The organism is Intrasporangium sp. Soil_C_50, assembly GCF_057656595.1.
The window spans coordinates 63,177-81,419 of the sequence record NZ_JBDGKB010000007.1 but is presented as its reverse complement, the minus strand read 5'-3'; the positions used below and the strand labels follow the sequence as shown (position 1 = coordinate 81,419).

At 73.9% G+C, this 18,243-nt stretch carries 12 protein-coding genes and 1 pseudogene; 7 read left to right on the top strand and 6 right to left on the bottom strand.

Features of this window, described 5'->3' with window-relative positions; translation table 11 throughout:
- Positions 1-14: 14 nt before the first annotated feature.
- Together AC3A5R_RS15605 and AC3A5R_RS15600 are read left to right on the top strand one after the other, a co-directional pair.
- On the top strand, positions 15-3,920 hold the full coding sequence (locus AC3A5R_RS15605; RefSeq protein WP_487621683.1) for a Pls/PosA family non-ribosomal peptide synthetase: 3,906 nt from the start codon (positions 15-17) through the stop codon (positions 3,918-3,920).
- Between the two features lie 3 nt (positions 3,921-3,923).
- Positions 3,924-5,366 (top strand): M1 family metallopeptidase, encoded by a 1,443-nt coding sequence (locus tag AC3A5R_RS15600; protein WP_487621682.1) that lies wholly within the window; start codon positions 3,924-3,926, stop codon positions 5,364-5,366.
- A 234-nt stretch (positions 5,367-5,600) separates the two neighbouring features.
- Here AC3A5R_RS15600 and AC3A5R_RS15595 read toward each other — a convergent pair.
- From AC3A5R_RS15595 to AC3A5R_RS15580, 4 genes and pseudogenes are all read right to left on the bottom strand, one after another.
- Positions 5,601-5,798, bottom strand: a pseudogene (locus AC3A5R_RS15595) (4'-phosphopantetheinyl transferase family protein); the annotation flags it as partial.
- Between the two features lie 362 nt (positions 5,799-6,160).
- The gene (locus AC3A5R_RS15590; RefSeq protein WP_487621681.1) at positions 6,161-6,427 is read right to left on the bottom strand and encodes a three-helix bundle dimerization domain-containing protein; all 267 of its coding nucleotides are present in this window, start codon (positions 6,425-6,427) and stop codon (positions 6,161-6,163) included.
- Positions 6,428-6,591: 164 nt separating this feature from the next.
- Positions 6,592-7,065 (bottom strand): ANTAR domain-containing protein, encoded by a 474-nt coding sequence (locus AC3A5R_RS15585; RefSeq protein ID WP_487621680.1) that lies wholly within the window; start codon positions 7,063-7,065, stop codon positions 6,592-6,594.
- 45 nt (positions 7,066-7,110) lie between these two features.
- Positions 7,111-9,948, bottom strand: coding sequence for an FAD-binding and (Fe-S)-binding domain-containing protein (locus AC3A5R_RS15580; protein WP_487621679.1), 2,838 nt, complete (start codon positions 9,946-9,948; stop codon positions 7,111-7,113).
- 16 nt (positions 9,949-9,964) lie between these two features.
- Between AC3A5R_RS15580 and AC3A5R_RS15575 the strand changes: the two genes are divergently transcribed.
- Positions 9,965-10,687 (top strand): GntR family transcriptional regulator, encoded by a 723-nt coding sequence (locus AC3A5R_RS15575; protein WP_487621678.1) that lies wholly within the window; start codon positions 9,965-9,967, stop codon positions 10,685-10,687.
- 135 nt (positions 10,688-10,822) lie between these two features.
- The gene (serA, locus tag AC3A5R_RS15570) at positions 10,823-12,034 is read left to right on the top strand and encodes a phosphoglycerate dehydrogenase (protein WP_487621677.1); all 1,212 of its coding nucleotides are present in this window, start codon (positions 10,823-10,825) and stop codon (positions 12,032-12,034) included.
- A gap of 89 nt (positions 12,035-12,123) precedes the next feature.
- Here serA and AC3A5R_RS15565 read toward each other — a convergent pair whose 3' ends face one another.
- Positions 12,124-13,017 (bottom strand): DMT family transporter, encoded by an 894-nt coding sequence (locus AC3A5R_RS15565; protein WP_487621676.1) that lies wholly within the window; start codon positions 13,015-13,017, stop codon positions 12,124-12,126.
- Positions 13,018-13,242: 225 nt separating this feature from the next.
- Here AC3A5R_RS15565 and AC3A5R_RS15560 point away from each other — a divergent pair, with 225 nt between their 5' ends.
- From AC3A5R_RS15560 to AC3A5R_RS15550, 3 genes are all read left to right on the top strand, one after another.
- Positions 13,243-16,023, top strand: coding sequence for a helix-turn-helix transcriptional regulator (locus AC3A5R_RS15560; protein WP_487621675.1), 2,781 nt, complete (start codon positions 13,243-13,245; stop codon positions 16,021-16,023).
- A gap of 90 nt (positions 16,024-16,113) precedes the next feature.
- Entirely contained in the window at positions 16,114-16,593 is a 480-nt protein-coding gene (locus tag AC3A5R_RS15555; protein ID WP_487621674.1) for a hypothetical protein, read from the top strand.
- Between the two features lie 118 nt (positions 16,594-16,711).
- Positions 16,712-17,047, top strand: a complete 336-nt coding sequence (locus AC3A5R_RS15550; RefSeq protein WP_487621673.1) for a DUF4760 domain-containing protein — start codon at positions 16,712-16,714, stop codon at positions 17,045-17,047.
- A 39-nt stretch (positions 17,048-17,086) separates the two neighbouring features.
- Here the strand turns inward: AC3A5R_RS15550 and AC3A5R_RS15545 are convergent, their stop codons facing one another.
- Positions 17,087-18,064 carry a hypothetical protein gene (locus AC3A5R_RS15545; RefSeq protein ID WP_487621672.1) on the bottom strand — a complete coding sequence of 326 codons (978 nt, stop codon included), beginning with the start codon at positions 18,062-18,064 and terminating at the stop codon, positions 17,087-17,089.
- Between the last annotated feature and the right edge of the window lie 179 nt (positions 18,065-18,243).

Genomic DNA, 18,243 nt, shown 5'->3' with positions numbered 1-18,243 from the left:
AGGAGGCTGGCCCGGTGACCGACCGGCTCCGCGCGGCCGCACGCGCCCCCGAACCGCGGACACTCGTCGACGTCCTCGCGGCGACGACGGCGGCCCACCCCGACGTGCCGGCGGTCGACGACACGGCCACCGTGCTCACCTACGCCGAGCTGACTGCCGCGGCGGTCGCCCTCGCCCGCGACCTGGCCCGCGCCGGTGTCCGTCCCGGCGACCGCGTCGGGGTCCGTGCGCCGTCGGGCACCGTCGACCTCTACGTCGCGGTGCTCGGCATCCTCCATGCGGGGGCCGCGTACGTCCCCGTCGACGCCGACGACCCACAGGAGCGTGCCGATCTCGTCTTCGGCGAGGCCGCGGTCACGGCGATAGTCGGGCCGCGCCGCCGGATCCGCCCGGTGGGCCGGGCGGCCCCACCCCCGCGGGGCCCGAAGGCCAGCAAGGCGCACCCGACGCCGCCCGAACCCGTCACGGTCACCACCGAGCACGACGCGTGGGTCATCTTCACCTCGGGCTCCACCGGCGTGCCGAAGGGCGTGGCCGTGTCGCACCGCTCGGCAGCGGCGTTCGTCGACGCCGAGGCCCGGATCTTCTTGCAGGAGCGGCCGGTCGGGCCCGGCGACCGGGTCCTCGCCGGCCTGTCGGTGGCGTTCGACGCGTCGTGCGAGGAGATGTGGCTCGCGTGGCGGTACGGTGCATGCCTCGTGCCGGCGCCACGCTCGCTCGTGCGCACCGGCCAGGACCTCGGTCCGTGGCTCGTCGCGCAGGACATCACGATCGTCTCGACCGTCCCGACGCTCGCGGCCCTGTGGCCCGCGGAGGCGCTCGAGCCCGTGCGGCTGCTCATCTTCGGCGGCGAGGCGTGTCCGCCCGACCTCGCGGCGCGGCTCGCGACGCCGGACCGCGAGGTGTGGAACACCTACGGCCCCACCGAGGCGACCGTCGTCGCGTGCGCGGCCCCGCTCGACGGCGTGGGGCCGGTGCGCATCGGCCTGCCGCTCGACGGCTGGGACCTCGCCGTCGTCGGACCCGACGAGCAGCCCGTCGGTGAGGGTGAGACCGGCCAGCTCATCATCGGCGGCGTCGGGCTGGCCCGCTACCTCGACCCGGCCAAGGACGCCGAGAAGTACGCGCCGATGCCGACGCTCGGGTGGGAGCGCGCCTACCGCTCGGGCGATCTCGTCGTCAACGATGCCGAGGGGCTGCTCTTCGTCGGCCGCGCGGACGAGCAGGTCAAGCTCGGCGGCCGCCGCATCGAGCTCGGTGAGGTCGACGCCGCCCTCCAGGCGCTGCCCCACGTGACCGCAGCCGCGGCTGCGGTCCAGACCACCCCGGTCGGCAGCCAGCTGCTCGTCGGCTACCTCGTCCCCGCGTCCGAGCACCTCGACCTCGACGCCTCGCGCGAGCGCCTGCGCGAGGAGCTGCCCGCCGCGCTCGTGCCGATCCTCGCCACCGTCGAGTCGATCCCGACGCGTACCTCGGGCAAGGTCGACCGGGCCGCGCTGCCGTGGCCGCTGCCCGGCGCCGGGGCGGACGCGGACGCGTCGGACCTCGAGGGCACCGCGGCGTGGGTCGCCGGGCACTGGTCGGCCGTTCTCGGCGCGTCGGTCGGCTCGCCCCACGCCGACTTCTTCGCCCTCGGCGGGGGCAGCCTGTCCTCGGCCCGGCTCGTGTCGCTGCTCCGCGAGCGCTATCCGACCGTCACGGTCGCCGACATCCACGCGCACCCGCGCCTCGGCGCCCAGGTCGAGCTGCTCGAGTCGTTCGCGCCGGTCGACCCGTCCGGCGGCGGACCGGAGCGCACCGTGCACCGCATCCCCCGGCGCACGCAGCTGCTCCAGACGCTGGTGTCGGTCGTGCTGCTGACGATCAAGGGCCTCCAGTGGCTCGTCGGCCTCGGCATCGTCACCGAGCTGCTGCGTGCCTCCGGCGTCGCCACGTGGCCGCGACCGGTGTCGTGGTGGGCGCTCGGCATCGGCCTCCTTGCGTTCGTGACGCCCGTCGGGCGCATGGGGATCACCGCTCTCGCCTGCCGGTTGCTGCTGCGCGGGCTCAAGCCCGGCTCCTACACCCGCGGCGGGTCGGTGCAGATGCGCCTCTGGGCGGCCGAGCGGTTCGCCGACGCCATGGGCGCGGTGACCATGGCCGGCGCGCCCTGGATCGTCCACTACGCGCGACTGCTGGGTGCGACGATCGGCCCCGGTGTCGACCTCCACACCGTGCCGCCGGTGACCGGGCTGCTGACCATCGGTGGGGGCGCCAGCATCGAGCCCGAGGTCGACCTGTCGGGCTACTGGATGGACGGCGACGTCGTCCACGTCGGCACCGTCCACATCGGGCGCGAGGCCGTGGTCGGGGCCCGCAGCACCATCGGCCCGGACGTCCACATCGGCCGCGGCGCCGTCGTCCAGGCCGGCTCGACGGTGCTGACGTCGGTGCCCGCCGGACGCGTCGTCGCGGGCTCGCCCGCCACGCGCGTCCACGACCCGGCGGCGCTCGGCCATCCCGCCGAGCGGCCGCCTCGGCGCCCGGCCTGGGTCGCGGCCTACGGCGCCTCCGGCGCCTTGGTGTCGCTGCTGCCGTTCGTCGCGCTCACACCCGCGCTGCTCGTGCTCGCCCGCGCGCTCCGGGGCACCTCCGGCACCGGCGACGCCGCGCTGACCGTCCTCGCGTGGGTGCCGGTCGTCACCGTCATCGGGATGGTCGGGCTGGCGCTGCTGACCGTCGTGCTCGTGCGGCTGCTCGCCCTGGGTCTCCGTCAGGGCTTCCACCCGGTGCGCAGCCGCATCGGCTGGCAGGTGTGGCTCACCGAGCGGCTCCTCGACCAGGCCCGCACCTACCTCTTCCCCCTGTACGCCAGCCTCTTCACCCCCGTGTGGCTCCGGCTGCTCGGGGCCCGTGTCGGCAGCGACGTCGAGGCCTCGACGGTGCTGCTGCTGCCGTCGATGACGACCGTCGCGAGCGGGGCTTTCCTCGCCGACGACACCATGGTCGGCAGCTACGAGCTGGCGCACGGCTGGGTGCACATCGCGCCGGTCAAGATCGGCAAGCGCGCCTTCCTCGGCAACAGCGGCATGACAGCCCCGGGCCGACGCGTCCCGAAGTTCGGGCTCGTCGCGGTGCTCTCGGCGGCGCCGCCGAAGTCGAAGGCCGGGTCGAGCTGGCTCGGCAGCCCGCCGGTCCGGCTCCGACGCCCACCGCAGGGCAGCGACGACGAGCGGACCTTCCGACCTCCGTTGCGGCTCAAGGTCTTCCGCGGCCTCGTGGAGCTGTGCCGTATCGTGCCGGTCATGGTCACCGTCGCCCTCGGGTTCGGCGTGCTCGTGGCCGTCGAGACCCTCGCGCTGCGCTGGGGGTGGGTCGTCGCGGCCCTGCTGGGCGGGGTCGTCCTCGCCGCCACCGGGGCCGTGGCCGCCGCCGTCACGACGCTGGCGAAGTGGGTCATCGTCGGTCGCATCAGGGCGGTCGAGCACCCGCTCTGGAGCTCCTTCGTGTGGCGCAACGAGGTGGTCGACGCGTTCGTCGAGATGGTCGCCGGCCCGTGGTTCGCCTGGACCGCCACCGGCACACCCGCGATCAACGTCTGGCTGCGCACGCTGGGCGCCCGCATCGGCCACGGCGTGTGGTGCGAGACGTACTGGCTGCCGGAGGCCGACCTGGTCAGCCTCGGCGACGGCGCCACGGTCAACCGGGGCTGCGTGCTGCAGACGCACCTGTTCCATGATCGGATCATGAGCATGGACAGCGTCACCCTCGACGAGGGCGCCACCCTCGGTCCGCACGGGGTCATCCTGCCGGCAGCCTCGATCGCCCGCACGGCCACGGTCGGGCCCGGCTCGCTGGTGCTCCGGGGGGAGAGTGTGCCCGCCGGCAGCCGGTGGACCGGCAACCCCATCGCACCCTGGCACGAGAAGCCGAGCGCCTGAACGGTGAGCGTTCCCGACCGCACCCGCCGCACCCGCCGCGCCGACCACCACGTCCTCGACGCGTACACACCCGAGCGCGGCGACCCCGGCTACCGCGTCGAGCACTACGACCTCGACCTCGACTACCGCGTCTCGAGCAACCGGCTGTCCGGTCGGGCCACGCTGACGGTCCGCGCGCTCGCGCCCCTCGAGGCGCTCAGGGTCGACCTGGTGGGGCTGCGCGCCGGAAAGGTCACGGTCGACGGCTCGCCGGTCAGGTGGACCCACCGCGGCCACGCCGTCACCGTCCGCCCCGCGCGTCCGCTCATGGCCGGCACGACCGCCGAGCTCACCATCACCTACTCCGGCACCCCGGGCCCGACGCGCACCCGGTGGGGCACGCTCGGCTGGGAGGAGCTCGCCGAGGGCGCACTCGTCGCCTCGCAGCCGACGGGCGCGCCGACGTGGTTCCCGTGCAACGACCACCCGAGCGGCAAGGCGACCTACCGCATCGCCATCGAGTGCGACTCCCCCTTCGCCGTCACGGCCACCGGCGTGCTCACCGAGACCCGCGTGCGTGGGAGCCGCACCCGGCGCGTCTTCGAGCAGACGCACCCGATGGCCACCTACCTCGCCGCCGTCCACGTCGGCCGCTACACCGAGCACGTCCTCGCCGACGTGCCCCTGCGGGTGCGCCTTCTCGTGCCCGTCGGCAACAGGGCCACGGCCCGGCACGACCTCGACCGGCTGCCGGAGATGATGGCGGTGCTGGCCGAGCGCTTCGGGCCCTACCCGTTCCCCGACTACACGGTCGTCGTCACCGCCGACGACCTCGACATCCCGCTCGAGGCCCAGGCGATGGCGACCTTCGGGGCCAACTGGCTCCCCGGCGACCGACGCCACGAGCGGCTCGTCGCCCACGAGCTGGCGCACCAGTGGTTCGGCAACAGCCTGACCCTCGGCACGTGGAGCGACATCTGGCTGCACGAGGGTTTCGCCTGCTACGCCGAGTGGCTCTGGGCCGAGGCCGCCGACGGCGTCCCGGCGTCTGTCAACGCCCGCGCGCACCACGCGCGGCTCGCGGCACTCCCCCAGGACCTCGTCCTGTCCGACCCGGGGCCGCGCGACCTCTTCGACGACCGGGTCTACAAGAGAGGGGCCCTCACCCTGCACGCGCTGCGCACCCACCTCGGCGACGCCACGTTCTTCGGCCTGCTCCGCGACTGGACCGCGACCCATGCCGACGGGACCGTCAGCACCGACGCGTTCGTCGACCTCGCGGTCGAGCACGCGGTACGCAGCGGCGCCGAGGAGGCCGAATCACCAATGGTGCGTGGGCTGCTCACCGCCTGGCTCGACGAGCGAACCCTGCCCGAGCTGCCCGAGCCGCCTGGATCGCCCGGTCCTCCCGGACTGTCCCGACTCCGCGGGCGGCTCGGACTGCCCCCACTGCACGGGCTGCCCTGACTGCCCTGACTGTCCTGACGCCCGCGGCCACGCCGGGCTGGCGGACCTGCCCGCGAGCACGACGACCGGCACCGATGCGTCGCTCCGCGCCAGCGCGACCGCCCCGACGAGCCCAGGTGGGTCGGGAGGGTCGGCAGGATCGTGCAGGTCGCCGAGGTCCGCGACGGTGACCGGGACGCGGTCCGGCCCCACCGGCGTCGGTACGCCCGGCGGGGGCGCGGCGAACGACGCCGGGTCGACGCCGAGCCCGGTGCCGACGGCCTTGAGCGCCGCCTCCTTGCGGGCCCACAGGCGCGCCCGGGTCACAGCGTCACGAGTGGGGGGCTCGTCGGGGTGCAACGCCACGGTGTCGAACCCGGGGAAGTCGGCCTCCACGACGCGCACGAGGTCGACTCCGACCGGTGCCAGCCGGGTCAGGGCGACGGCGACCACACCGGGCCGGAACGCCGACGTGTCGGGCGCCCCGATCGGTCCGGTGTGGGTGACCGAGACGTGCAGACCGGCGTCGGTGGTCACGCGCACCCGGCCGTGCGGCGCGCCGCACCGCGCGCAGGTGCGGTCGAGCGTGACGTCGCCGGGCGGGACGCCGAGCACGTCGCCGACCACGTGCCGCACGAGGAGGTACCCGGCGGCGCGACTCGCGGCCACCGACGCGACCGGCGACTCCGACACGCGTCGACGCTCGGGGCCGTCGAGGGCCTCCAGGTGCGGGCCCGAGGCGGTCACGTCGGCGGGAACCGCCACCGACCAGACGCCGACGGCCACGTGGACGACCTCGGCCGCGGCTTCGGCGCTCACGCGTCGGCGGCGCCCGTGGGGCCGGTCGCGCCGTCCTGGCCGTCCGCCGAGGCCGTGTCGGGCGACTCGGGGTCGACGAAGGCGAGGCGGTCGCGGGCTGCGTGCTCGACGAGCACCGGCACGAAGTCGCGCACGGGTCCGTCGAGGTTCTGGTGCGCGACGGTCACGGCCGCCGCCACGACGTCCGGGTGCAGGTGAGGGAACCGCTGCTCGAGGCGCGTCTGCACCTCGGCCAGGGCCCGGCGTTCGGCGTCGCGGTCCATGCAGCAATGCTCCGGGAGCCCCGGCCCGAAGACAACCCCTCGGTCCATTCCCGCGTCGTGTCGCTCACCGTGACGGCGGAGTGGGCCGCCCGGGAGCGCATCGAGCACCCCGCCCTGACGCCGAGCAGCGCGAGCTCGCCTCGCTTCCTGTGGCCACGCGCTAGCTAGAGCACGGGAAGGTCGTCGACCACTCCTGTGAGCACGACGTCCTCGGCGACCAGTCGCAGCTTTCGGTTGGTGAGACTGCTGGCCTTGCGGAGCACCTCGAACGCCCTCTGCTCGTCGATGCGGCGGTTCGCCATGACGATGCCGATCGCGGCGCCGATCTGGCGCGAGGTGCGCAGGGCCACCTCCAACTGCGCGACCTGCTCGTGGCTCAGCGCGCCCTCTGCCTGCAGCTCGAGGATCAGCTCACGGTCGACGTCCACCCGGACCTCGAGGTCGGCGATCCTGCCCCGGTTCTCGTCGGCACGCAGCCGGGTCTCGTCGGCCCGTGCCTCACTGGCATCGGCACGACGGTCGTCGCTGTCGCTCTTGGCCAGCAAGGCGTCGAGGTCGGCACGGTTGACCTCGACCTGCTCCTCGAGCTGCTCGAGGCGCTGCAACTCCGCTTCCGAATCCGAAGTCTGGGGACCCATGCCGTCAGTATCGACAATGACGCCGCCTCGGACAACGTGGCGGGCTCAGGCAGGGCGCCCCGGCCCGGCCCGACGCCCGGCCGACTCGGGGTCGAGGAGCTGGGCCAGGTGCACGGCCGGGCGGTCGCGCAGGTCCGCCACCTGCGTGCGGCAGGAGAACCCGTCGGCGAGCACGACCGCGCCGGGGGCCGCGTCGATCGCCGGGAGCAGGTTCTGGTTCGCGACGGCGAGGGAGACCTCGTGGTGGCCGATCTCGACGCCGAAGTTGCCGGCGAGCCCGCAGCAGCCGGACAGCGTCTGCACCGACGCACCGGTGTCGGCGAGCAGGTCCGCGTCGGCCTTCCAGCCGAGCACCGCGTGGTGGTGGCAGTGCGGCTGGGCCACGACCTGCGTGCCGGAGAGGTCGGGGGCCGTCCATCCCGGCGTCTCGGCGAGCAGCTCGGCGAGGGTGCGGACCCGGGAGGAGACGAGCGCGGCGTCCTCGTCGCCGGGCAGCAGCTCGTGCACGTCGGAGCGCAGCACGGCGGTGCACGAGGGCTCGATGCCGACGATCGGCAGGCCGGCGCGGGCGTCCTCGGCGAGCGCCGCGACCGTGCGGCGCAGGATGTCCTTGGCCGAGTCGAGCTGTCCGGTCGTGATCCACGTCAGGCCGCAGCAGATCGAGCCACTCGGCAGGCGTGGCTCGTAGCCGGCGTCCCGCAGCACGCGGACCGTGGCCTCCGCGACCTCCGGCGAGAACGAGTCGGAGAAGGAGTCGGCAAACAGGACAACGGGTTTCAGCTCAGAGGTGCGTGGCGTGAAGCTGCGACGGAACGGCCGCCTGGCGAACGCGGGGATCGAGCGACGCCGGTCGACGCCGGCGAGCCACAGCGCCACCGGCGCCACGAGCGGCAGGGTCAGCGACCGGTTGGCGAGGGCCGGTACGCGCCCGGCGAGCCGCGCCCACATCGGTAGCCGCCCGAGCGTGTAGTGCGAGCGTGGGCGCAGCCGGCGGCGGTAGGTCTGGTGCAGCACCTCCGACTTGTAGGTGGCCATGTCGATGCCGGTGGGGCAGTCGGACGCGCACCCCTTGCACGACAGGCACAGGTCCATCGCGTCGTGGACCGACGGGTGCGACCACGGCAGCTCGCCGCGCACGACGTCCTGCAGGATGCGGGCGCGTCCGCGGGTGGAGTCCTTCTCCTCGCGGGTGGCGAGGTAGGAGGGGCACATGACGCCGCCGGCGGCCGAGTTGTCGGCGCGGCACTTGCCGACGCCGGTGCAGCGGTGCACGGCCTGGGCGAGGTCGCCGCCGTCGTGGGGGTAGGCCATCGCGAGGTTGCGGACCGGGAAGTGCCCGACCGGTCGCACGTCCTGGTCGACGGGATCGGGGTCGACGAGCACCCCGGGGTTGAGCAGGTTGTCGGGGTCGAAGGCGTGCTTGATGCCGCCGAAGAGGGCGATGGCGTCGGCCGAGTACATGTGCGGCAGCAGCTCGGAGCGGGCCCGGCCGTCGCCGTGCTCGCCGGAGAGCGATCCGCCGAACCCGCCGACGAGCCGGGCCGACTCGGTGAGGAACTCGCGCATGACCTTCGTGCCGTCGGGCTGGTCGAGCGGCAGGTCGAGCCGCACGTGCATGCAGCCGTCGCCGAAGTGGCCGAAGGGCGCGGACGTCATGCCGTAGGAGCCGACGAGCTCGTCGAAGGCCGCGAGGTACTCGCCGAGCCGCGCCGGCGGCACGGCGGCGTCCTCCCATCCGGGCCAGGCCGGCTTGCCCGAGGGCGCGCGACCCGCGAGGCCGGCGCCGTCCTCGCGGATCCGCCACAGCCGGGCCTGAACCGCGGGGTCGACGACGACGACCGCGTCGTCGGCGAGCCCTTCGTCGACGAGGCGTCGGGCCCGCGAGGTGACCTCGCCGAGGTCGTCGCCGGCGAACTCGACGAACAGCCAGGCGCGCCCGCGCGGCAGGGGCGGGATGGCGTCGGGGCCGCGTCGGGCGCGGAGCACGTCGGTGAGCCGGGAGTCGAGCCCCTCGCAGGACGTCGGTGCGTGCGCCACGACGGCAGGGGCGGCCTGGCCCGCCGCGACGATGTCACCGAAGCCGAGTGCGACGACGACCCGGACGGAGGCATCGACGACGAGCCGGACGGTCGCCTGCGTGATGACTCCGAGGGTCCCCTCCGAGCCCACCAGGGCCTGGGTGAGGTCGAACCGCTCGGGCAGCAGGTGGTGCGCGGCGTAGCCCGACACCTGCCGGCCGAACCGGTCGAACTCGGTGCGCGCCGTGGACAGGTGGCGCCCCATGACGCTGCGGACGCCGGCCACGACGTCGTCGGCACCGTGGGCGAAGGGGGCGCCGGACGCGTCGTAGCCGGTGGCGAGGTGGTCGCCGGCGGCGGTGAGCAGCTCCAGGCCGGCGACGTTGTCGGAGGTGCGCCCGTAGGCCAGCGACCGGGAGCCGCACGCGTTGTTGCCGATCATGCCGCCGATGGTGCAGCGGGGGTGCGTCGACGGGTCGGGCCCGAACCGGACGCCGTGGGGCGCGACCGCCTTCTGGAGCACGGCGTGCACGGTGCCGGGCTCGACGACCGCCGTGCGGGTGTCCGGGTCGACCGACAGGACGCGGTTCAGGTGGCGGGAGAAGTCGAGCACGACGCCACGCCCGACGGCGTTGCCGGCCACCGACGTGCCGGCGCCACGCGAGGTGACCGGGACGCCGGTCTCGCGGGCCACGGCGAGGGTGGCCTCGACCTCACCGACGTCGCGCGGGCGCACCACGGCGAGGGGCGGGATCCGGTACAGCGACGCGTCGGAGGCGTACATGCTCCGGGTGCCGGCGTCCGCGTGCACGTCGAGGCCGGCACGGCCCAGCGCCTGCACCACCTGCGCGTCGAGGTGTTCCATGGGTAACATGTTACGCATGGTCCGGCTGACCCTCCCCCACGGCGCACCCTCCCTCGCGGACGCGGTCGTCGACGCCGTGCGCGCGGGCATCACCGCCGGCGAGCTCGTGCCGGACGCCACGTACTCCGTCTACCAGCTCGCCGACCTGCTCGGCATCTCGCGCAGCCCGGTGCGCGAGGGGCTGCTGCGCCTCGCCGAGGCGGGCCTCGTGCGGATCGACCGCAACCGCGGCTTCCGCGTGCTGACGCCGCAGGCGCGCGACATCGAGGAGATCATCGACATCCGCCTCGCCCTCGAGCCGCCCGCCGCCCGCCGCGCCGCCGAGCAGGCCACCGACGCCCAGCACACCGAGATCCGCGAGGCCTTCGAGGCCATGGGCACCGCTCTCGGCGAGGGCGGCACCGCTTCCCCCGACGAGGGGCGGTTCTGGGTCGCCGACCACACCGTGCACGACACCCTGATGCGCGCCGGCGGCAACCAGCGCGCGGCGGCGATCATCGACCGGCTCCGGGCGACCACCGCCCTGCTCGGACCGCCCACGACCACCGCCGGGCGGACGCTCGCGGAGATCCGGGACGAGCACGAGCCGATCGTCACGGCCGTGCTGCACCGCCGCGGCGCCGATGCCGAGCAGGCGATGCGCCACCACCTCGAGCACACCGGCGAGCTGCTCGCCCGGACGCTCGCGGGTCCACTCGACCGGACGCCCGAGGGGGCGGCCGCGGCCGCCGAGCCCTGACGCCCCCCCCACCTTGCGCGTCTCAGCCCGCGCACGAGATCGCGCCCCGGCCACCGGCTGGGGCACCCTTGATACCGAGACCAACCAAGATTTCGGGCGCCCCGCACGAAGCGGGACACCCCGAGGGAGACACGCGTGAAGGTACTGCTGCTGGAGAACGTCCACCCCGTCGCACCCGAGGCATTCCGCCGCAACGGCTTCGAGGTCGAGACCCGCTCCGGATCCCTGAGCGAGCACGAGCTCATCGAGGCCCTCGAGGGCGTCACGGTGCTCGGCATCCGCTCCAACACGAAGGTCACCGCGGCCGTCCTCGACGCCGCGCCCAGCCTGCGTGCCATCGGCTGCTTCTGCATCGGCACCAACCAGGTCGACCTCGGCCGCGCCACCGAGCTCGGCGTCGGCGTCTTCAACGCCCCGTTCTCGAACACCCGCAGCGTCGTCGAGCTCGTCCTCGGCGAGGTCATCGCCCTCGCTCGCCGCCTGCCGGAGAAAACCCAGAAGATGCACGACGGGATCTGGGACAAGTCGGCCAAGGGCGCCTACGAGACCCGCGGCCGCACGCTCGGCATCGTCGGCTACGGCAACATCGGCACACAGCTGTCGAACGTGGCCGAGGCGATCGGCCTGCGCGTCGTCTTCTTCGACACGGCCGACCGGCCGGCGCACGGCAACGCGCGCCGCATGGGCTCCCTCGACGAGCTGCTCGAGCAGTCGGACGTCGTCAGCCTCCACGTCGACGGTCGTCCGGGCAACGCCGGCCTGTTCGGCGCCGAGCAGTTCGCGATGATGAAGCCCGGCTCGGTGTTCATCAACGCCTCGCGCGGCATGGTCGTCGACGACGAGGCCCTGCGCGACCACATCCTGTCCGGCCACCTCTCCGGCGCGGCCATCGACGTCTTCCCCACCGAGCCGAAGGCCCAGGGCGACCCGTTCGAGTCGCCGCTGCGCGGCCTCGAGAACGTCATCCTCACCCCGCACGTCGGCGGGTCCACCGCGGAGGCGCAGGAGGAGATCGGCTCGTTCGTCGCGAACAAGCTCGGCAGCTACATCGCCGAGGGCGCGACGTCGCTGTCGGTCAACCTGCCCGAGGTCCTCCCCACGCCGCGCGACGGCTCCTTCCGGATGGCGCTGCTGCACCACAACATCCCCGGGGTCCTCGCCTCGATCAACAACACGCTGGCCGCCGCCGGGGTCAACGTCGTCGGCCAGTCGCTCGCGACCCGCGGCCAGCTCGGCTACGTCGTCACCGACACCGACGTGCCGCTCGTCGACGAGACCCTCACCGCGCTGCGCGACGGGCACGAGGCGCTCCACCTCGAGTCCTGGCCCAGCGAGTCGGCCCAGTAGCCGACGCCGCACTCGTCCTGGCCGACGGCCGGGCGGCGTCGAACTGGCAGCCAGCCAGGTCGACGCCGGTGCGAGAGTGCCCAATGAGCTCAGCAGCACTCGACGCGAGGCGCCAGGGCGTCGCAGCAGTCACGCGGCCCGAGCTCGGCGAGAGCCATGCCGGCGACGACCAGGAGTCCTCCGGCCCAGCCCGTCCAGCCGAGGCCGGCCTCACCCCGCGCAGCCGCCAGAACCGCAGCGAACACGGGTTCCATCGTCATGACGACCGCCGCGGCCGTGGCCGTGAGAGCCGACTGGGCCCACGCCTGGACGACGAAGCCGATGCAGGTGGCGACGATGCCCAGGTAGAGAACCGCCTCCCACGCATCGGGGGTGGCCGGGACCGCGACACCCCGTCCGGTCGCCACGGCGTAGGCGGCACAGAGGACCGCTGCGACGGTGACGCTGACGGCGGTCATGCCGTACGCGTTCTCCCGGGTGGCCCACTGGCTCAAGCCGGTGATGTGCACGGCGAAGCAGGCGGCGCCGGCCAGGGTGAGCGCGGCGCCCAGGACCGAGGGCGTGCCGACGCCTCCGCCGAGGGCCGCGATGCCGACGGTGGAGAGCGCCACGGCGACCCATCCGGCCCGACCGACCTGCTCCTTGAAGGCGAGTGCCGCGACGACGGGCGTCAGGATGACGGCGGCACCGGTGAGGAACCCGGACACCCCGGCGAGGGTGTGCTGCAGGCCGCTGGTCTGGAGGAGGAAGCCGCCGGCCAGTGCCACCCCCAGCAGGCCGGAGCGCCGTAGCTCGGGCCGGGTCAGTCGTGCCACCGTGGCCCCGCGGACGAGCAGGAGTGCGGCAGCGCCGATGCCGAAGCGCCAGGTCAGGAACGAGGCCGGGTCCAGCTCGTCGAGGGAGTCCTTGGTGATGATGAACGTGGAGCCCCACACGGCGGTGGCCGCCACGAGGGCCGCGACTGCCGGGATGTTCCTTCGCACCGTTCCCGCCTCGGACTCCTGCGAACTACGCACGCCTGCCCAGCAGGTGGGGGCCGGCGACGCGTGTCATGGACCCTCCCGGCTGTGCACGTCCATGCTAGGTCGTACCCCGACCCGCCCGCGCAAGCCTCCCCTCCCTCCGCGGACGCGACGTTGGACAAGAGCCGGTCGGCGACCCTCGCCGGCCTTCTGGCCGCTGGGCGCAGCGGGTGTCAGGCTGGACGGGTGCAGAGGACTCCTGCAGGGCCTGGCCCGCTGGGGCGTGAGGTCGAGCGCGCAGAGTTCGCCAACCAGCTCGCGCGGGCAGCGGGTGGGGAGGCAGTCGCCGTCCACGTGGTGGGCGAGGCCGGGATCGGCAAGACGTCGTTCTGGCGCTGGTGCGTCGCGGAGGCCCGCGCCGCGGGGATGCGCACGCTGACGGCCCCTGCGCCGGCGTTCGGTCGTGCGCCCTTCCGGGCCGTCGCCGACCTGCTGAGCGACGACCTCGACCTCGCGATGGCAGCGTTGCCACCCGAGGTCCCGCCCCTCCTGGCGACGCTCCTGACACCCACTCGCCACCACGTGGACCCGGGGGCCGGGGGCCGCACGGGCCGAGGAGCCGCCGAGCTCGCGTGCCTCGCTGCCTTCGCCGGACTGGCGCGCGGCGGGCCCCTCGTGGTCGCAGTCGACGACGTGAACGACGCTGACGTCGAGTCCCGCCGCGTCATCGGTTTGCTCGGTCAGCGCCTTGTGCACCGTGGCCTCCTGGTCCTGACGGTCGCTCGCACGGAGGCCGAGTCGCTCGAGACCGTGGTCGAGGGAGGACGTCGCGTGCACCTGGGCCCGTTGCCCGACGATGTCCTGGCATCGATCGTCGGTGCCCGGCTCGGGGTCCACCTCTCGCGGGTTGCGACGGACCACGTCCTCCGGGTCGCGCGCGGGAACCCATTGGTGGCACTCGAGGTCGGGTCCGCTGTCGTCCGTGGTGACTTCACGGTCGGCGGCTTCGAGCCGGCCCGCGTCTCGGACGTGCTCCGGAGCGCGGGCTCTTCGAGACTGGCCCATCTGTCCCGCGCCTCGCGTGGCGTGGTCGACGTCGTCGCCGTGGCGGGCCTCGTCGCGCCGACCGTTCTCGACTCCGTCTGCGGAGCCGACTGTCATGGCCCGGTCAATGAGGCCATCGACGCCGGGGTGCTGGAGGTCGTGCTCGGTGGCCTCCGCACGACACATCCCGTCCTGTCGACGTGCGCCTACGCCGACCTCTCGGCGGCGCGGCGGCGCGAGCTGCACCGAGCGCTGGCTCGCTGCCTGACGGACCCGGTGGAACGCGGCCGTCACGTGGCTGCGGCGACGACGCTCCCCGACTCCGACGCCGCGGCCGGCCTGATGGCCTCGGCGCGAGAGGCGCTGGCCCGGGGCGGCATCGATACGGCCGCAGAGCTGGCCGACGCGTCGCTGCGCACGACCCCGGCGAACGACCCCGCCCGTGCCGAGCGCGTCCTGCTTGCATCCGACACCTGGTTCGAGGCCGGCGACGTTCGACGTTCGATCGACGTCGTGGAGGCCGAGCTCGCAGCACCGGGCGGGCGCGCCGACCGCATCGCGCTGGCGATCCGGCTCGCGCGCGGGAGAGCTCTGCGCGACGGCATGCCGGCCGGCGCCGAGGTGCTCCAGGAGGCATTGTCCGACACCCGGAGATGCGATGCGGTGACCACCCGAGCGCAGGTGGAGCTGTCGATGGCGATCGGCCAGTTCGACTGCGTGAGAGCGATTCCCGTGGCTCAGGAGGCTCTCGAAGCCGCAGTGCACCTGGGTGTCGACGAGCTGGTCGAGGACGCGGCCGACCATCTCGAGACGCTGCACTTCCTCGTCGGCGCCGACGAGGACGGGGTCGCCGAGGCGCTGGCGGCGCGCCCGCTTGCCAGGAGCGTGGCGTCACTCCCGCCCAGCCCCCGGCTGCTGCGACGCAGCGTCGGCGGTGCCCTGCGGCTGAAGGCGGCCGGGAACCTCGCGGACGCGCGGGCGCTCCTCACAGCGTTGCGCACCGAGATCGAGCGCGAGGGCGGCGAGGGGGCGCTTCCCCCCGTCCTCTTCCACCTCTCCGAGCTGGAGGCGTTCGCCGGGGACCTGGACACGGCCGACGCCGTCCTGTCCGACTGCCGAGTCGTGGCCGCGCGCTCCTCCCAGGGCTCGCTCCGGCTCCAGCTCGACTACCTCGAGGCCCTGGTCGCGGCCCTCCGCGGCGACCTCGAGGGTGCCCGGGCCCTGTCCCAGGCGGCCGTGACCGCCAGCAGCGCCGCCGGCGACCCGCGACAGCAGGTCAGGCACGCCCGGGTCCTCGGTGACGTCGCCATCGCCCGCGGCGAGTTCGACCTCGCGCAAGCCGTGCTCGCACCGGCTGTCGATCTGGCCGACGAGTGCGGTTTCCGCGAGCCCGGGTTCCTGCGCATCGAGCTGTCGGCGGTAGAGGCGCTGGCCGCGTGTGGTGACCTCGAGCGGGCAACCGCGGTCGCGGCGCGGTTGTCGGCGCGGGCACGGTTCGCCTGGTCGGGAGCCGCTGCCGAGCTCGCCCGAGCCATCGTGCTCTCGAGCTCCGACGACCTTCCCGCTGCGTCCGTGGCCGCCGACCGCGCCGAGCAGGGTTTCGCCGAGTGCGGGCACCCGAGCGATCGGGCCCGTGCGCTGCTGCTGGACGTGACCATCCGGCGACGGCTTCGCCGGAGGCCGGACGCGCTGCGCCGGCTGGATGCCGCACGCCAGTGCTGCGCCCGGCACGGGATCGGACTGTGGCAACAGCGACTCGACGACGAGAACGACCGATTCGGCCTGACCGGCCAGGGGACCCTCCTGACCCCCACCGAGAGACGCATGGCCGAGGCCGTGACGCGGGGGCTGACCAACCGGCAGATCGCCTCGACGCTGCACGTGTCGATCAAGACGGTGGAGGCGAACCTGTCCCGCGTCTACGCCAAGCTGGGTGTGCGCTCGCGGACCGAGCTCGCCAGACGACTGCTGACCCCGATGTGACCCTCCTGCAAGGGTTTCCCCCGATGCGCAGTCCGGAGCCCTCGGCGCAGCCTGACCTGTGACAGGGACAGGACAAACCGGGAGGTTGACATGATCCGTCGCACGCTCGTCGGTGCGGTGATGGTCGCGGCCGCCATCACCGCCGCACAGCCCAGCACGGCTGTTCCGCTTGCCCGTCACGAGGGCGCTCCCACACGGTCCGAGGTGGTCATCACCTTCGACCTCGGGTTCCGGCCCGACGGGACCGCCGTAGGTCACTTCGCGGCCGCCGGCGCCGTCAGCGACGCGGGCCCGGCCGACGCCACCCCACACGTCGACCCCCTCAGCACCAGCGTCGGGCGACTGACCGGGAACCTCGTGCTCCACGGCCACGCCGGCCGGATGACATGGTCCTTCACCGGCATCACCTACCCCCTCGGGGCACCGCGCGCCCTCGGTCGCGGATCGGCACGCCTCATCGCCGGGACCGGCGGCTACCGCGAACTCGAGGCCGAGGGCCACTTCCTCACGGTCGCCGACTTCGTCTCCGGCGACGTCTCCGGTGCCATCCGGGCGACGGTGGAACGCTGATCCCGGCCCAGCATCGTGGCCGAAACCCTCTCCCCGGGCATGACCGCGCGAGTAGCGTCGGTGACGTCAGCATCGAGGACCGAGGGGCGGGGACCGAGGCCGGACAGGAGAAGGTCACGTGGCCAACCGTGAGGACGCAGCCCTGCTCGTGCAGCTCGCACAGTGGGGCTCGGGGATGGGCATCGAGGAAGCACAGCACGCGGTGTGGGCCGACACGTTCGACCCCGAGACGGCGTCGGTCGACGACGTCCTCGTGTCGCGGATCCTGACCTGGGGCGAGACGATCGGGACGCTCACCAAGAACGGGCTGCTCGACACCGACCTCGTCCTGGACTGGCTCTGGGTCTCAGGGCTCTGGGCGCGCGTCGGTCCGGCTGCGACGAAGCTGCGCGACAAGCTCGGTGTCCCCGAGCTGTACGAGAACTTCGAGGCGCTGGCCGCCAGGCAGGACTGATCCACGTCTTCACCTGTCACCCCGACGAGACGACTCTGCTCAGGGGAGCTCGGCCCCGGGGGCCGGCGGTGGCGGCCCGACGGGGCCGAGGGTCTGGCGCAGCTCGTGACGCGCAGTGTCGATCGTGGCCCGACGCGTCCGGAAGTCGTCGGCGCTCCCGCCCGACCCGCCGGCCACGTCGGTGCCGACGGCCTCGACGAGCCGACCCAGCTGGTCGCGAAGGTTCGTCGCAGCCGCGGCGCGCTGCTCGTCCGGAGCGTCGGCCACGAGCGCGTGGAGGCTCTCGTCCATGGCCAGCAGGCGCGGTTGCGCCGCGCTCCAGATCGCCTGTGCCTCCTCGGTCGTCGGTGTCGAGAGCACCTGGCCGGTCAGCGCGTCCTCGACCCACGAGGCCTCCGCCCTCGCGGCGTCGAGCCGGGCGTCCCACGCCGCGAGCACCTGGTTGGCGCGGCGGCGGGCCAGGAGCAGCCACGCGAGGAGCCCGAGCACGACGAGAGCGAGGAGCAGCCACGGCCACCAGACCGTCCCCTGGTCGGAGATGGGCGTCGCGGCCACCTCTCCGGCAGGCGGAGTCGCGCTCTCCGACAGGCTGGGCGTGGCGGTCGTGGGCGTCGCGGTCACGGTCGCCGTGCTGGTCTGGGTCACGGTCGCGGTGTTCGTCTGGGTCACAGTCGCGGTGTTCGTCTGGGTCACGGTGGCCGTGTTCGTCTGCGTCACCGTGGCCGTGTTCGTCTGGGTCACGGTCGCGGGCTGCGTTGGCCTGGTGACCGTGGGCCTCTCGGACGCCGTGCCGCTCGTCGGGCTCGGAGAGGCCGCCGGCGTCTCGGCGGGGGCCTCGCTCGGGCTCTCGCCGGGACGCGTCACCGTGGGCAGCGTCAGGCTGGGCGCTGCGGCGCTCGTCGAGCTGGTCCGGGATACCGCCGTCGGCAGCGTGACCGAGCCACCCCCGGTGCATCCGGCGGTCGCGACGACGACGAGCGCTGCGACGGCACCCAACCGGCGGACGTGTCCTCCCATGAGCGATTGTGCCGTCAGCCGACCACCCTCGCGCGTCACCCTCCCGGAGTGACGTCGGAGGATGGATGCCCCGTCCTCGCTCCCCTCCGACGCGGGCCGGAGCGACCGCTGCCGTGCCATGCTCCCTTCAGCGGGCGTCGACGGTCACGCCACGGTAGAACCTGCTGGCGCACCACCCG

Excerpts from the sequence above, each read along its gene's own strand:
- AC3A5R_RS15590 (WP_487621681.1), bottom strand. The coding sequence starts at position 6,427 with ATGGACCGCGACGCCGAACGCCGGGCCCTGGCCGAGGTGCAGACGCGC.
- AC3A5R_RS15545 (WP_487621672.1), bottom strand. The coding sequence starts at position 18,064 with ATGGGAGGACACGTCCGCCGGTTGGGTGCCGTCGCAGCGCTCGTCGTC.
- AC3A5R_RS15555 (WP_487621674.1), top strand. The coding sequence starts at position 16,114 with ATGATCCGTCGCACGCTCGTCGGTGCGGTGATGGTCGCGGCCGCCATC.
- AC3A5R_RS15575 (WP_487621678.1), top strand. The coding sequence starts at position 9,965 with ATGGTCCGGCTGACCCTCCCCCACGGCGCACCCTCCCTCGCGGACGCG.
- AC3A5R_RS15580 (WP_487621679.1), bottom strand. The coding sequence starts at position 9,948 with ATGGAACACCTCGACGCGCAGGTGGTGCAGGCGCTGGGCCGTGCCGGC.
- AC3A5R_RS15585 (WP_487621680.1), bottom strand. The coding sequence starts at position 7,065 with ATGGGTCCCCAGACTTCGGATTCGGAAGCGGAGTTGCAGCGCCTCGAG.